General features: G+C 44.2%; 13 protein-coding genes. 4 read left to right on the top strand and 9 right to left on the bottom strand.

Annotated elements, in window-relative coordinates:
- Positions 1-77 precede the first annotated feature (77 nt).
- From ABDD95_RS05780 to ABDD95_RS05765, 4 genes are all read right to left on the bottom strand, one after another.
- Positions 78-656: a MarC family protein gene (locus ABDD95_RS05780; protein WP_345950954.1), complete on the bottom strand. Its 579-nt coding sequence runs from the start codon at positions 654-656 to the stop codon at positions 78-80.
- Positions 657-659: 3 nt separating this feature from the next.
- The gene (locus tag ABDD95_RS05775; protein ID WP_345950953.1) at positions 660-1901 is read right to left on the bottom strand and encodes an MFS transporter; all 1242 of its coding nucleotides are present in this window, start codon (positions 1899-1901) and stop codon (positions 660-662) included.
- 98 nt (positions 1902-1999) lie between these two features.
- Complete coding sequence (locus tag ABDD95_RS05770) at positions 2000-3529, bottom strand: amino acid permease (RefSeq protein ID WP_345950952.1); 1530 nt, start codon at positions 3527-3529, stop codon at positions 2000-2002.
- Between the two features lie 312 nt (positions 3530-3841).
- Positions 3842-6079 (bottom strand): sodium-translocating pyrophosphatase, encoded by a 2238-nt coding sequence (locus ABDD95_RS05765; protein WP_345950951.1) that lies wholly within the window; start codon positions 6077-6079, stop codon positions 3842-3844.
- A 471-nt stretch (positions 6080-6550) separates the two neighbouring features.
- On the opposite strand from ABDD95_RS05765, the gene ABDD95_RS05760 reads away from it, so the two are divergent.
- The 3 genes from ABDD95_RS05760 to ABDD95_RS05750 all read left to right on the top strand — a co-directional run bounded on the left by ABDD95_RS05760 (position 6551) and on the right by ABDD95_RS05750 (position 10180).
- Complete coding sequence (locus ABDD95_RS05760) at positions 6551-7999, top strand: amino acid permease (protein WP_345950950.1); 1449 nt, start codon at positions 6551-6553, stop codon at positions 7997-7999.
- Entirely contained in the window at positions 7971-9386 is a 1416-nt protein-coding gene (gene dacB, locus ABDD95_RS05755; protein WP_345950949.1) for a D-alanyl-D-alanine carboxypeptidase/D-alanyl-D-alanine-endopeptidase, read from the top strand. Before ABDD95_RS05760 ends, dacB begins: the two co-directional genes overlap by 29 nt.
- Positions 9387-9523: 137 nt before the next feature.
- The gene (locus ABDD95_RS05750; RefSeq protein ID WP_345950948.1) at positions 9524-10180 is read left to right on the top strand and encodes a hypothetical protein; all 657 of its coding nucleotides are present in this window, start codon (positions 9524-9526) and stop codon (positions 10178-10180) included.
- A gap of 50 nt (positions 10181-10230) precedes the next feature.
- On the opposite strand, the gene ABDD95_RS05745 is transcribed toward ABDD95_RS05750, so the two are convergent.
- The 4 genes from ABDD95_RS05745 to fabG all read right to left on the bottom strand — a co-directional run bounded on the left by ABDD95_RS05745 (position 10231) and on the right by fabG (position 14050).
- The gene (locus tag ABDD95_RS05745) at positions 10231-10830 is read right to left on the bottom strand and encodes a trimeric intracellular cation channel family protein (protein ID WP_345950947.1); all 600 of its coding nucleotides are present in this window, start codon (positions 10828-10830) and stop codon (positions 10231-10233) included.
- On the bottom strand, positions 10830-12941 hold the full coding sequence (locus ABDD95_RS05740; RefSeq protein ID WP_345950946.1) for a hypothetical protein: 2112 nt from the start codon (positions 12939-12941) through the stop codon (positions 10830-10832). The genes ABDD95_RS05745 and ABDD95_RS05740 overlap by 1 nt, the downstream gene beginning before the upstream one ends.
- Before the next feature lie 76 nt (positions 12942-13017).
- Positions 13018-13263 carry a DUF3253 domain-containing protein gene (locus tag ABDD95_RS05735; protein ID WP_345950945.1) on the bottom strand — a complete coding sequence of 82 codons (246 nt, stop codon included), beginning with the start codon at positions 13261-13263 and terminating at the stop codon, positions 13018-13020.
- A 43-nt stretch (positions 13264-13306) separates the two neighbouring features.
- Positions 13307-14050: a 3-oxoacyl-[acyl-carrier-protein] reductase gene (gene fabG / locus ABDD95_RS05730; RefSeq protein ID WP_345950944.1), complete on the bottom strand. Its 744-nt coding sequence runs from the start codon at positions 14048-14050 to the stop codon at positions 13307-13309.
- Between the two features lie 305 nt (positions 14051-14355).
- Between fabG and ABDD95_RS05725 the strand changes: the two genes are divergently transcribed.
- Complete coding sequence (locus ABDD95_RS05725) at positions 14356-14640, top strand: hypothetical protein (RefSeq protein ID WP_345950943.1); 285 nt, start codon at positions 14356-14358, stop codon at positions 14638-14640.
- A gap of 87 nt (positions 14641-14727) precedes the next feature.
- Here ABDD95_RS05725 and ABDD95_RS05720 read toward each other — a convergent pair whose 3' ends face one another.
- Entirely contained in the window at positions 14728-14943 is a 216-nt protein-coding gene (locus ABDD95_RS05720) for a DUF2945 domain-containing protein (protein WP_345950942.1), read from the bottom strand.
- Positions 14944-15081: the final 138 nt, after the last annotated feature.

Genomic DNA, 15081 nt, shown 5'->3' with positions numbered 1-15081 from the left:
ATTTGACAGAGCACCCTTATCTGGCAACTGGCAATCAAAAGTTTCACTTAGATACGTTCTGTACAATCAATTACTGCCTACAACCCACTGTTGCTTCTGAACAGCTTGATAGCAATGGCCAGCAATATGATGCCAAAAGCTTTACGCAATACGCCCAAGCCGGTTTTACCCAGCATTTTTTCCAGCAACTGCACGTTTTTCAATACCACATATACAATTATAGTATTTAGTGTAATGCCTACAATGATGTTAGCGGTAGCATATTGAGATTTTAACGAAAGCAGCGTAGTCATGGTGCCGGCACCGGCAATAAGGGGGAATGCCAGCGGTACGATGGAAACGGTAGATGCTATGTGCTCGTCTTCCTTAAAAAAGGTAATGCCCAGTATCATCTCCATAGCGATAATAAAAATGACCAACGAACCGGCAATGGCAAAAGACGATATATCGAGTCCAATAATCTTAAGCAGTTCCTCCCCTACGAACAGGAATACGATCATCAAAATTAATACTGTGAAAGACGCCTTTTCAGATTCGATATGGCCTGCACGCTGGCGCAGATCGATGATGATAGGAATGGCTCCCAGAATATCAATAATGGCAAACAGAATCATGGTTACAGATAGTATTTGCCGCGGATCGAACGTATTGAACATGGATTAGGTTGTTTGCTTCTCTTTTGCTTTTAAGCGAAAGGTAAGCAAAAAGCCCATCAAAATAAAAAATGCCGATAAAAAGAACACCGCGTGTATGGATACGGCTGTCATTAAACCGGCAGCAACAGGCCCCAGTGCTTGCCCTACCGAGGCATATGATTGATTTACACCCAGGATTTCGCCTTGCGTGTTATCGTCGCTTCGGTCGGCAATAATGGCGTTGAGCATAGGGTTACGCAAGCCATTGAATAAACCGTATATAAACAAGCAGGCCGCAAACGGGATTAGAGCATTTGTAAAGCCGGTAAAAAGCATAGCACCTAAACATACAGCCGTTGAAAGTAAAAGGATTACCGCCTTTGATGAAATAACCCGCGTTATAAAAGGCACGGCCAATTGCATTAAAATACCGGTTATGCCAAACCCCGCATACAACAAACCAATTTGTGTGGGCTTAATCTTAAGCTCATCAACCGAAAAGGTTTGAAAACCGATGATCATTATAAACTGCGCCATGGTTAGTAAAAACCCGACAAATACAGCAGTACCTACTACCGGTATCTTTAATGAAGTAACGAGCGATGCAAAAGAAAACTTGTGTTTTTGATGGTTTGTTTTAGATTGTTGGCTGCCAGTTGCCTTACCTCCATTGTTACCAGTGCTTGTCTCCTCGCTCGTAGTTCCTTGTTCTACTCCAGGCTTGGTTTCTTTTAAAAAGAAAAACGTACAAAGTGCACCAACTAAAGCAATACCTGCGGCAAAAAAGAAGGGCACCTGCATGCCCAGTTTGCTTAACAGGCCCCCAAGAGCCGGCCCTAATACAAAGCCGAAACCGAATGCCGAACTCAGGATACCAAACTTTTTGGCCCGGTCTTCGGGTGTGGAGCGGTCTGATACCATGGCTTGGGCCACTGATATGTTTCCACCTGTAATGCCGTCTAAAACACGTGCGGCAAACAGCATAACCAGGTTTTGCGCCAATGCAAACATCAGGAAGGACAGGCATGTACCTGCCAGGCTTATAGCTAGGAGTGGCTTACGGCCCCATTTATCTGAAAGTGCGCCTAATAGCAGCGTAGCAAAAAACTGGGCAACAGAAAACGAAGCGGTAAGAATACCGATGGTCTGTCCCGTTAAACCGAATTTCTTACCATAATCATATAATAAAGGCACAATGATGCCAAACCCCATAGAGTTGATTACACATATAAAAACCAGTATCCATAAATTCTTATCTCCTTTCATTCAGGCTGTGTAGTTGCTGGTACGGATAACAAAGGATTGAAAACAAAAAAGGTTCTGCACGATATGCAGAACCTTTCTTGTTTATATACAATATTTGATTAATCAACAAATTTAGGATTTGGCGGATCCAGTGGTGTTTTATCTGCCCCCAAACGTACTTTGGAGTGCTTAATACCATAACCAAAGTAAATAATAAAGCCTATAATTAACCATACAATTAAGCGTGCCCAGTTCTCCCAGCCTTCACTGGCAATCATGAATAAGCAAACAATAGCGCCCAATGGGCATACTATGAAGTACAACGGCGTTTTGAAAGGACGATTAAGGTCAGGGTCGGTTGAACGCAGGATGAATATACCTACACATACCAGTACGAATGCAAACAAGGTACCAATACTTACCATATCGCCCACGATACTATCGGGCACAAAGCCTGCAAACAGCGATACAAAAACGAAGAATAACCATTGTGATTTATAAGGCGTACGATGTTTAGGGTGCAGTTTGGAGAATACCGGAGGAACCAAACCATCAATACTCATGGTATAAAATACCCGGGTTTGACCCATCAGCATCACTAAGATAACTGATGAAAAGCCTGCTAAAATAGCTACTGTTACCAGCTTAGCCAACCACTCGTAACCCGGCATATGATGACGGATTGCATAAGAAACTGATGCTTCGCTCCCCTGGGTTAAAAACTCTTTGTAAGAAGCTATACCAGTTAAAACGTGAGAGAACAATATGTACAAAGCAGTACAAATAACCAGCGATACAAGAATACCCAAAGGCATATCTTTCTGTGGATTTTTAGCTTCCTGAGCGGCTGTAGATACGGCATCGAAACCAATGAAAGCGAAGAACACAATACTAGCGCCACGTAGTACCCCAAACCAACCATGGTTACCTGTGGTTGCGTAATCGTGCAATACACCAGTGCTTAGTTTTACAGTACCGGCATCAGCAGGTATCATGTACGGAGTGTGATTTAACGGGTTTATAAATTGCCAACCAAAACCGATAATCAGCAACACGATAGCCACTTTAACCATTACAATGATGTTATTCACTACTGCAGATTCTGCAGTACCGCGGATAAGCAGCATGGTTAGCAAAAATATGATCAGGATAGCCGGTAAATTAACGATACCATGCACACCTCCTGCCGACTGAAATGGCGAATGGCTCCATTCATACGGTATAGAGGTACCAAAAAACGTCATGAGCAAATCATTGAGATACTGCGACCAACCAATGGCTACGGTAGCTGCACCTAAGGCATATTCAAGCACTAAGTCCCAGCCAATAATCCAGGCAATAAATTCGCCCATGGTGGCATAAGAGTAAGTGTAAGCGCTGCCTGCAATAGGAATCATACTGGCAAACTCAGCATAGCATAAACCAGCCAGTGCGCAACCAATAGCAGCAATGATGAACGAAATGGTTACGGCCGGACCGGCATTACCACCTGCCGCAGCAGCTGTACGCACAAACAAACCTGCACCAATAATTGCACCTATACCCAAGGCAATCAACGCCGTTGGGCCTAAAGTGCGCTTTAAGCTCTTATCCGATTCAGCTGACGCAGCCAGCAACGACTGAATGGACTTTTTAATAAATAAACTCATGTTCTTTGATCAGTTGTATAGATTTAATCATGTTTCCCCAAACGTACTTATTTTTATTGAAAAGATAAAACACCGCTTGTAACATTAAAATGATGATAATGTAACCTTTAATTCATGTTCAAATTCATGAAGTTAACTATTTTCAATAGCACAGGCGTCGCCACAAAACCGTCCAAGCTTTTCAGATAATTTAACTAAATGTGCTTTACTGTATCCATAATTCTGGCGTTTCTGTGTATAAAAATTATGTCTGCCAGCAATCCTCCATAACTTTATTACCGAAAAAGGGATGCTTTCGCATCCCTTTTTTCTTCAGGCCTTTTTATCAGCCTTTAAAACATGTATGGTTTGTGACTGCATTCGTAATTCTTTCTGTATACGCTTGTTGGAATTTACCTCCTGGTTTAGATGCGGGGCAATAACCAGCGACACAATAGACATCAGCTTGATCAGGATATTCATAGACGGCCCTGATGTATCTTTAAACGGATCGCCAACGGTGTCACCTGTTACTGATGCCTTGTGCGGGTCAGACTTTTTGTAATACATTTCGCCATTGATTTCTACACCTTTCTCGAACGACTTTTTGGCATTATCCCACGCACCGCCGGCATTGCTTTGGAATATCCCCATCAGCACACCCGATACAGTCACACCGGCCAGCAGACCGCCCAATACTTCCGGCCCGAAAGCGAAACCAATAATGATAGGTGTAATCAGCGCGATAAGACCAGGCGCTATCATTTCGCGAATGGAAGCCTTGGTTGATATAGCTACGCATTTTTCATATTCAGGCTTAGCCTTGTACTCCATTATACCAGGTATTTCCCTAAACTGCCGGCGCACCTCCTCTACCATGGCCATAGCTGCCCGGCCAACAGCCGATATACACAGCGCCGAAAAGATAAACGGTATCATGCCGCCTACAAACAAACCGGCCAGCACATTTGCCTTGTAAATGTCTATATGCTCAATACCTGCCACGCCCACAAAGGCTGCAAACAAGGCCAGCGAGGTTAACGCCGCTGATGCTATGGCAAAACCTTTGCCGGTTGCAGCAGTAGTATTACCCACAGCATCCAGATTATCGGTACGGTGACGAACTTCCTCGGGCAGTTGGTTCATTTCGGCAATACCACCGGCGTTGTCGGCAATTGGCCCAAAAGCATCAATAGCCAACTGCATGGCCGTGGTAGCCATCATACCAGCAGCAGCAATAGCTACGCCATACAGTCCGGCAAAATGGTATGACCCAAATATGCCAGCGGCTAATACCAGGATAGGTAATACAGTTGACTCCATACCCACAGCTAAACCTGCAATAATATTGGTAGCATGCCCGGTTGACGATTGCCTGATGATGCTTAACACCGGCCGTTTACCCATGGCCGTATAGTACTCTGTAATGATAGACATTAATGTGCCTACAATTAAGCCTACCATGATAGACAGGAACACGCCGGTTTTGTCAAAAACCAATGCGCCGGCTTTCACTTGGCCATTTACATCTTCATCCCTAACTAAATGGAACGAGCCCTCTGGCAGCATCCATTGTACTACAAAAAAGGTAGCAATAGCGGTTAGAAATATAGATGACCAGTTACCTATGTTCAACGCCTTTTGCACACTATCCGTTTCGTTTTTAATGCGGACAAAAGAGGCGCTTATAATAGAGAACAGTAGCCCAAGGCCTGCAATTACCATAGGCAACAGCACAGGTGCAATACCGCCAAAGCTATCGTGTGATACAATTTCGCGCCCTAAAACCATGGTAGCCAAAATGGTGGCTACATATGATCCGAATAAATCGGCACCCATACCGGCCACGTCTCCTACGTTATCGCCTACGTTATCGGCAATGGTAGCGGGGTTACGTACGTCATCTTCCGGAATACCGGCTTCTACCTTACCCACCAAATCGGCACCAACATCGGCAGCCTTGGTATAAATGCCGCCGCCTACCCGGGCAAACAGCGCAATCGACTCTGCCCCTAACGAAAAACCGGCCAGCACTTCCAGTGCCTTTGACATGGCTGCGCCGTTAACGTTACCGCCTGTTTTAAGCACGTAAATGTGGTAAAACAAAATAAACAACGCGCCTAGTCCCATAACCGCTAAACCGGCAACGCCAAGGCCCATCACGGTGCCGCCGGTAAACGATACTTTTAAGGCTTTTGCCAAGCTGGTTTTGGCAGCCTCAGTAGTACGTACGTTTGCTTTGGTGGCAATGCGCATTCCTAAATAGCCGGCAAAAGCCGACAAGAATGCGCCAATTAAGAAAGAAACAGCAATCACCGGACTTGAGTTTTCGACCGCGTTGCCCGACCACGCCAATAGCACTATGGCTATTACAGCAAAATAGCTCAGCACTTTCCACTCGGCACGCAAAAACGCCATTGCCCCATCAGCAATGTAGCCGGCCAGCTGATTCATGCCTGCATCGCCGGCTGGTTGCTTGGTTACCCAAGCCGATTTTACCGCCATTGCTACCAGGCCAACGAGGCCCATAGCCGGAATAAGGTAAATTAAATTGTGGTACAAAAAATCCATAATAAGTAAATTGGTTTATAAAAGATTGGTATTAACGAATGTGCGAAAAAATAATTGAATATTGCAAGTCGACGGCTTGACTTTCAGGTATTTATTATAAAATACTCCACATTCAAAATGCCCGTGTTGCAGCTTTACGAAAGCCTTAATCTTCGTTGATTATTTATATACAGCTAAAGCTTATAAGCAGGCTGGATAATTCAGGCTTTGTTTCGTTTCCCTTTATTACGGGGGGGGTTCCTGGTCCGAGTCATCCGCGTATAGACCTGCAGGTTTTATCTAAAGGCTGGTAGCAGCTATCAACCCTAACGCATAAACTTGCCTGCAGCATAACCATACAGCAACGAGTGCGGCGTGGCTCATTAGGGTATGCACGGTTAACTGACGCTAAGCGCCAACGCCATTTTTTTGTTACCCATTCAAAATGCAAACATTTTTAAATAGCTTAGGGCTTTTAAGCTGTAACCATTAATGGAACGAACCTCTACGCAACCTAAACTTAAAAGTGAACTTGGCCTTTTAGATGGCACTATGCTGGTAGCCGGCTCTATGATCGGGTCGGGTATTTTTATTGTAAGCGCCGATATTATTCGCAACGTAGGCTCGGCCGGCTGGCTGATTGCCGTTTGGGTAATTACCGGTTTTATGACCTTAACCGCAGCTGTAAGCTATGGTGAGCTAAGCGCCATGTTCCCTAAAGCAGGCGGCCAGTATGTTTACCTCAAAGAAGCTTATAATAAACTCATCGCCTTTTTATACGGCTGGAGCTTTTTTGCAGTAATACAAACAGGTACCATTGCTGCGGTAGGTGTAGCATTTTCTAAGTTTGCAGCTTACCTGATACCTGCGGTTAGTGAAGCCAATATTTTGCTTAGCCTCCCCCTCGGTAGCTTTACTTTTACGCTAAGTGCCGCTCAATTAGTTTCCATTGTTATAATTGTGTTGCTTACTTATATTAACACCCGTGGCGTTAAAGGCGGTAAGCTTATTCAAACTACTTTTACTTTAACCAAGCTTTTAAGCTTGTTCGGTTTAATAACGTTTGGCTTTATTATGCTGAAGGGTGATGTATGGACAGCTAACTGGACCAATGCCTGGGATATGCACAATTTGGGTAAGGATGGCAGTGTTACATCACTTACAATGGCTGCCGCATTGGGTGCTATTGCTGCATCAATGGTAGGTTCTATCTTCAGCAGCGATGCTTGGAACAACGTAACTTTCATTGCCGGCGAAATGAAGAACCCACAGCGCAACATAGGCTTAAGCCTGTTTTTAGGCACCATGATTGTTACGCTGATTTATGTATCGGCCAACGTAATGTACACAGCTGTATTGCCTTTGCAGGAGATAGCCAGTGCAGAAAGAGACCGTGTCGCCGTAGCGGCATCTCATGTTATATTTGGTAACATCGGTACTATTATCATCGCTATCATGATTATGGTATCTACGTTTGGCTGCAATAACGGCTTAATCCTGGCTGGTGCCCGTGTGTATTATACTATGGCCAAGGATGGTGTTTTCTTTAAAAAGACCGGTACCTTAAATAAAAATGCTGTTCCTGAATTTGGCTTATGGATACAATGCCTGGTGGCCAGCATACTATGTTTAAGCGGCCGGTACGGCGATTTGCTGGATATGATTTCATTTGTTGTCGTTATATTTTATGTGTTGACGATTGTAGGCATTTACATATTACGCATTAAACGTCCTGAGGCGCCAAGGCCATACAAAGCTTTCGGCTACCCGGTATTGCCTGCTATATATGTTGTTATGGGGCTAGCCTTTTGTACACTTTTAATCATCTATAAACCGCAATATACCTGGCCCGGCCTGATTATTGTATTGATTGGCATCCCTATATATTATATATCGCAACGCAACGTTAAGCATGAGGATACCATACTTTCTGATAGTTAGTTTTTTATTTGTTAATACTTATACCCAAGGGCAAACCACTTTACAAAAAAGCCTGCAAACGGCTTTTAATCGCTTACAACAAGACAGCCAGTGCCAGTATGCCTCCATCTCGTTAACCGTACTCGACGCGGCAACAGGTGAACAGGTTTTTGCCGTAAATCCTAAAATGGGTTTGGCACCGGCTTCTACTTTAAAAACGGCCACCTCAATAACTGCATTTAACCTACTGGGTGCCGATTACCAGTTTCAAACCCAATTTGGTTACACCGGCGCTATAGATGCTGCCGGCACGCTAAATGGTGACGTGATCATGAAAGGTGGCGGCGACCCTACCCTGGGCAGCTGGCGCTGGCCTAACACGCAGGAGGGCCACGTTTTGGCCGAACTGGTTAACAGCCTTAAACAAGCCGGCATTAAACAGATCAATGGCCGCATTATAGGTGATGATTCCCTTTTTGATACCCAGTCTGTACCCGATGGCTGGATATGGCAGGATTTGGGTAATTACTACGGCGCTGGTCCATCGGCCTTATGCTGGCGCGAAAACACTTTTGATATTAAATATGAAACTGGTGTGGTGGGCAGTCCGGTAAAAATATTGCGCACTGTACCGGCCATGCCTTATTTTGATTTTAAGAGCGAGGTCGCCACCTCTGGCCCGGGTTCGGGCGATCACTCTTACGCTTACTTGCCGGTTGGTAACAAATCGATGTACATACGGGGCGCGTACGCCATAGACAAGGCTAAAAAGAGCATCACCGTTGCCTTGCCCGACCCTGCTTATGACGCCGCCTGGCGCTTAACTGATACGCTGAAACGCATAGGTATTACGGTAAGCCGCGAGCCGGAATCGGTAATTACACTAAACACAACAGCAGAACAAGCTCCTGTAATTAATACTAAGCTGGCTACCTTAACGTCACCGCAACTTAGCCAGATTGTATATTGGCTCAATAAAGAAAGCATTAACCTGTACGCAGAGCAGTTACTTAAGACCATGGCGCTCAAAGCAGGTAAAAAAGTATCAACCAATGCCGGTGTACAAACGTTGCAAAACTTTTGGAAGGCACGTGGCATTGATGCCAACTCCATGAATATTTATGATGGCAGCGGCCTGTCGCCCGGCAACCGCATAACTACCCATACGCTGGCCAGCATTTTACAATCAGCAGTGGCGCAACCCTGGTTCAGCGCTTTTTATGATAGTTTGCCCTTGTACAACGGCATGCACATGAAAAGCGGCACTATAGCCGACGTGGTGGCCTACGCAGGTTATCAGAATCATAACGGTCGCCGTTTGTGTTTTTCGGCTATCATTAACAATTACAATGGCTCAACCAGCACCGTAAGGCAGAAGCTGTTTAAGGTTTTGGACGAGTTGAAGTAAGTATGAGGTTTAATCGACGAACCAATAGTGGGAGAAAGATTTTTGTAATTTGTGGAAAAGACTATCGACGTAAATAACAGGCCCGAACGTTATTTCATATCTATTTGAATAAGCCGGTCTAAAAGGTATATTTGATTATGAAGCTGCTAAGTTATCCTGTTCGCCCAAAGCTGTATTACTCGCCGGGCTTAATCAGCTTAGTGCTACTCCCAACAGTTTGCCTTGTTTGGCTCAAACAGCATAAGGCGTTCGAAGAGAAGCGCATTATTGACATCGTATTTTTTAATCCGAGCTTCATAGTCATTTACCCTAATAATGTGTTCCCTCCAAAAAAGAAATACACCACTATTAACTTAACAGGAAACCTTGAAGCCGATAAAATAAGCCTGCAATATGCGCAGGTACTATTAAGCCGGTGGAAAGCGGCCAAGGACGACATACAAGGCGTTAACTTTCATTTCGGAAATAAATCAAAATACTGGGCTTTTGTTGAAGCCATTAACGTTTGCAAGGCAATAGACCTACAGCTATACATGCCCTATCAAAATAACATGTACGCCATGTGGAGCTTTCATCCGGGGCATAGAGATAAAAAGTTACAGCTACCACTATGCGGTGGCATCGGAAATTTTGAGCCGCCACCGCAACGCCCAACTTTTTATAAGATGATGCTTGATAAATTCGGTGACTATTGGCTTTCGGGGATTGTATTTATGCTGATGGTTAGTGGCACCTTATTAAAGCTAAAGAGCAAATCGGCAAAGCACAAACTCACTTTGCAGAACATAGATTAAATGCCCTGTAAAGGCTTCTTCATTTCCATGCAGTCACGTATATAATCTCCCTACCGCACAGGCAGCTTCAAATCATACCTAACTGCCAATATACGAATGCTACAAATTATAGCTATGGCTATTACTTTAGCCCAATTGGGATCCATAAACGGTATGAGGGCGAAGTAAACGACGCCACCAACAATGCAGGCCGTGGCATAAATTTCTTTGCGGAATATAAGCGGGATGTTATTAAGCAGAATATCCCTCAGTACACCGCCAAAGCACCCCGTAATAGTGCCCAGTATGACACATATACCAGGTTTAAGGCCGGCATCTATACCTTTTTGCAAGCCAATTAAGGTAAACAATCCCAAGCCCAAGGCGTCAAAAACAAACAGCGTAACCTTAAAGTTCTTGATATTCCTTTTGAATAGGATGGCCACAACGGCAGTCACAGTTATGAGAATTGGACCATTCAAATTGCGCATCCAGCTTACAGGTGTATAGCCAATTAGCACATCGCGTATGGTACCGCCGCCAATAGCGGTTATAAAAGCTATTACAATTACCCCAAAGGCATCCAGTCGCTTTTGCATGGCCGAGAAAGCGCCCGCTATGGTGAAGGCTATAGTACCCAGTAGCTCTATAACGGAGGTTACGCTCAACATTACACCTCCCCTTCCCGCTTGCGTAAAAACCACTCCATGCCTAACAAAACAACAATGAGTGCAAATAGCCATTTACTATCAATCAGGTCGCTGAAGCGCTGGTCGTCATATACAATGGTTTTAATGTTTTCATTCTTCTTGATCAGATTAGCCAGCTGATTGATTTGTGCAGGCTGTAGCATGCGCCCGCCCGACTGAGTGGAAAGGTTGTAAAGCAACTGGTGATTAGCGGTACTTTGCCTGCTTTCAAGATTTAACGGCTTAATAGTAAACTGCCCTTTTGCACTAAAGGCTTGCTTGCCCAGTTTTGTATTTGCCGTGTAACTGTAATTACCTACCGGCAGCATACCGGCATTAAGCTGATAGCTTTTACCACTACGGCTGAACAGATAACTGTAATTTTTACCACTGGTACTTTTGAGGTTGATGTTCACGTCAGGGGCATTCACCAGCTCGAGCGCCTCGTTGTATAGTTCGGCATTAAGCAGTATATTTTCCCCTTCATCAAAAACATTTTTAGCAGGGTAAGCTCTAAAACGTTGGCGGTTAGCATTAGCCGTTAAGTATTGAATACTTTGGCTAAAAAGTTCTTCCAAAGCATAGTGCGAGCCGTAATCCTGGTACTCCGATAAATTCCAGCGCCAGATGCCCTCGCCAGCTAACACTGCTGTGCGCCGGCCATCCGCCTCGTTAAAGGCCATTAGTGGGTAGGTTGTGCTTACACTGCCTATTTTTTGTTTAAGCAATATAGATGCCGTGGCAGCCGATCCATAATTACCGAAGGGCGCCATTAACGGCGGCATCTTACCCAATTTATTTATCGTAGAATCGGTTAGGGTAAAGAGGGAAAAACCGGTTACCGGCACGGCAAACTCCTCCTGCACATCGGTACGGCCTGCTATAATACGTATGGTATTTTGTTCTTGGTTTAAATCTTGCAGGTCGGTTTGCGCGCCGGCGATGTACCATAGTGGCACCTTGCTTTGTGTTATAAAGCTTTTAAGCGACAGGTTATCGGCAGCCGTTATCTGGTGAAGGATGATAATCCCGTAATCACTAAGCTTTACAGTGGATAGCTTATCCAGTTGTACAGCTTTAAGTTCGTAGTTCTTGTTGCGCTCTATGAGTTGTTTAATAACGCTAATATCGGGGTGTGGTGATGCATAGGCCAGCAGTACCTTTTGCCGGGCGTCCAGCACCTCAATATAAACAGTTTCAGTATTGTTTTGCACCGAAAGCTCGTTGCTTACCGGCGCGAGTTTCACGGTAAACTGATGTATGCCCTTTTTATCGGCGTTCAGCTTAACCGATATGGTCTTACGGAAGGCTGCTGATGCAACTGGTATATTTTGATTATAAATACTACGCCCATCTTCGGTAATGCTAAGTCTTAATACCTCGCCCTGACTTTGGTAAGCTTCGGCCAGTACTTCAAGCATAAAATCGTTGCCTAAAAAGGCCGTTTTATTGTAATTAATGTTGCTAGTTACTAAATCACGACGGGGCACAGTATCGCCCAGGGCAATGGTATAGATACTAGTTTTAAGATTGCGTGCCTCGTATTGCGGATCGGCTCCTTGATTATACAAACCATCAGTTGAAAGGATAAGCGCACCAATATTTTGGTTTACAAAGCGCTCATTTAATTGGTGTAATGCAGAGGCAATATTGGTTTGCTTGCCCCCGTATGTGGTGGAAAGACCTGGGTGCAAATTGCTGTCGAAGTTAAACTCGCGGACCTCATAATCGTTACCCAACAATTGCTTAAGTGTGCCGAGTGTGCTGTTAAACTGGCTGATGTTCAAACCGGCCGGTTTAAAAGTATTTATGGACGATGAGTTATCCTGCGCTATCATTACCAGCGGTTTTTGTGGCTGATATTTAACCGTTTTAACCAATGGCGATACGAGCAGGAAAGCGATCAGAAAAACGGCTACCGCACGAAAACCAGACAGTAAGAAACGGAAATTGGAAGATAGATGGCTTGGCTGCTTGTACATGAGCCAGGCGTAAAGCCCGCCCAATAGCAAACAAGGCAGGGTCCACCAGCCCGATACCGAACCCCAGGCAATACTGTTGAATAGTAAGTTGTGAGTAGCTAAGTAGTTCATTGTTGTTACCCTCAAGGGGTATCGCTTTAAAGTTATTTAATTTTGGCAACAACTCACCAATCAACTCCTTAACTACTCACTTTATTATTTTGATACGTACGGGCCCTTTAATGTGATTTACATTAACCGGCTCCCCTTTTTGGGTGATGACAACCTTGCCCTGTTGCTGCAATGCAACGGCAGCCTCCCGCACCTCATCCATATGTTTGCGCCAGTTAGCAGGAAATAAAGCCCTGGCCACTTCCGACGGGCAGATGGTTTTATCCGCTCCACGCTCGGTTGCCATGGTTAGCACACGTTCTTGTATTGCACTTTTATCCAAACAAAAAATATTGGTTTCTGGCTCTTAATTCTTGTTTCTTTCGTTAAGCCATCCCACCATCAACCGATATTACCTGACCGGTTATATAAGTGCTCATGTCTGACGCCAAGAAAACGCAGGCATTGGCAATATCTTCGGTTTCGCCTGCACGTTTTAATGGAATATTTTGAGTCCATCCTTCAACCACTTTCGGGTCAAGCACCTCGGTCATTTCAGTTTTGATAAAACCGGGGGCTACCACATTGGTACGTATATTACGCGAACCCAACTCCTTAGCCATTGATTTAGAAAAGCCTATAATACCCGCCTTAGAGGCTGCATAATTACCCTGGCCGGCATTGCCCTGAATGCCTACCACCGAGCTCATATTGATGAATACACCCTGGCGAGCTTTCATCATGATTTTTGATGCTGCTTTGGTTACGTTGAAAATTGATTTCAGGTTTACGTTCAGCACTTCATCCCATTGCTCCTCGGTCATACGCATCAATAGGCCGTCTTTGGTAATGCCGGCGTTGTTCACCACAATATCCAGTTTGCCAAAATCGGCTACTATATCATTAATGAGTTTATCGGCTTCATCAAATTTGGAGGCATCAGAGCGGTAACCTTTTACCTGGGTACCGTACGCCTGTAGTTCTTGCTCCAGCGCCTGGCCCTTTTCTACCGACGATAAGTAAGTGAATGCTACATTAGCGCCTTGCTCGGCAAACTTTTCGGCTATTTTGCGGCCAATGCCTTTTGAAGCACCGGTTATTAATGCGGTTTTTCCTTCTAACAATTTCATATTTTTAGGATAATATAAGAGGGCGTGAAGGTAGGGAAATTAGTTTTTAGTTCATAGGCGTGATGACAAGTAGACTTAATGAGCAAGGATTTAAGTAGTTGTTGACCTAAATTTGTCGTTATTTCATTGACCGAACATATTAGCCAGTGAACGGTGCGGTATAGAGAAATTTTTTAATTTCAGTGATACTTATTATTCGTTCAAACGCAAGGCAACTTTCTTTGTTAGGCTAACACACATTAAGCGGAGCCAAGTATATGTATACAGCCAAAATTATTCGTCACAGGCATAAATACCATCATTATATGAATGATGATCTAAAAGAGGTTAAAGAGGAAACGCATTTCAAGATCGTTTTTTCAGAACCTGCCGAGTTTGACAAATTCAGGGAATGGATTAAACAACATGAAGGCGAATATAATTACAACAAGGAAGAAAGCCGCCAGGAAGGCAAATTCCCCAAAGTGCCCATGTTTCATGACGAGATTTGCTGGTGCGATATCATGACCTACTACCTGTTACATGTAGCCGGGTACAATTTTTACGATACCATCACGCCGTATAAGGGAGAGGTATACATCAAGGAATAAGTAATAGAGTCAAGAAATAACAGCCAAGGAGCTAACATTGCGATGTAAACAATCTTGCCCTTGGCTCTTATTTCCTGATTTTTGACTTTATTTTTTATTTCCCTTTTTCAATTCACTTTCTGATTTGAGCACTTTTGTGCCGTTGGATTGCTTTATCTCATAGGCGGGTTCGTCTTTGCTGGCATTGCGTTTTACCGTGGTGCCTTTGGTTTTCTTTTTTACCGGCTCGGTATGCTTAGCTTCTATTTTGCCTTCTGCCTCTGATTTTCCCCACGCCCAGTGTACGTTTTCTCCCTTTTTCATAGTAGTATGTTTAGGTAAGATTACACAAAACGCCGGCCAACAATTTACTTTAAAACAACGAGTTGTGGCTTTACAAAAATGTTATCAGGAGGCAAGATGGAGGTTGTAATACGTCAGCAACCATTCGGAGCAGCTTAA

The organism is Mucilaginibacter sp. PAMB04274 (assembly GCF_039634385.2).
In the GTDB taxonomy this organism is placed as follows: Bacteria; Bacteroidota; Bacteroidia; order Sphingobacteriales; family Sphingobacteriaceae; genus Mucilaginibacter.
Note: the sequence above shows the minus strand (reverse complement) of the source record. Positions and strands in the feature narration are given on the sequence as shown.

Bases quoted from the DNA above. Each gene is read 5' to 3' on its own strand.
- fabG (WP_345950944.1), bottom strand. From the start codon at position 14,050: ATGAAATTGTTAGAAGGAAAAACCGCATTAATAACCGGTGCTTCAAAA.
- ABDD95_RS05770 (WP_345950952.1), bottom strand. From the start codon at position 3,529: ATGAGTTTATTTATTAAAAAGTCCATTCAGTCGTTGCTGGCTGCGTCA.
- ABDD95_RS05780 (WP_345950954.1), bottom strand. From the start codon at position 656: ATGTTCAATACGTTCGATCCGCGGCAAATACTATCTGTAACCATGATT.
- ABDD95_RS05720 (WP_345950942.1), bottom strand. From the start codon at position 14,943: ATGAAAAAGGGAGAAAACGTACACTGGGCGTGGGGAAAATCAGAGGCA.
- ABDD95_RS05750 (WP_345950948.1), top strand. From the start codon at position 9,524: ATGAAGCTGCTAAGTTATCCTGTTCGCCCAAAGCTGTATTACTCGCCG.
- ABDD95_RS05725 (WP_345950943.1), top strand. From the start codon at position 14,356: ATGAATGATGATCTAAAAGAGGTTAAAGAGGAAACGCATTTCAAGATC.
- ABDD95_RS05765 (WP_345950951.1), bottom strand. From the start codon at position 6,079: ATGGATTTTTTGTACCACAATTTAATTTACCTTATTCCGGCTATGGGC.
- ABDD95_RS05745 (WP_345950947.1), bottom strand. From the start codon at position 10,830: ATGTTGAGCGTAACCTCCGTTATAGAGCTACTGGGTACTATAGCCTTC.
- ABDD95_RS05740 (WP_345950946.1), bottom strand. From the start codon at position 12,941: ATGAACTACTTAGCTACTCACAACTTACTATTCAACAGTATTGCCTGG.
- ABDD95_RS05775 (WP_345950953.1), bottom strand. From the start codon at position 1,901: ATGAAAGGAGATAAGAATTTATGGATACTGGTTTTTATATGTGTAATC.
- dacB (WP_345950949.1), top strand. From the start codon at position 7,971: ATGAGGATACCATACTTTCTGATAGTTAGTTTTTTATTTGTTAATACT.
- ABDD95_RS05760 (WP_345950950.1), top strand. From the start codon at position 6,551: ATGGAACGAACCTCTACGCAACCTAAACTTAAAAGTGAACTTGGCCTT.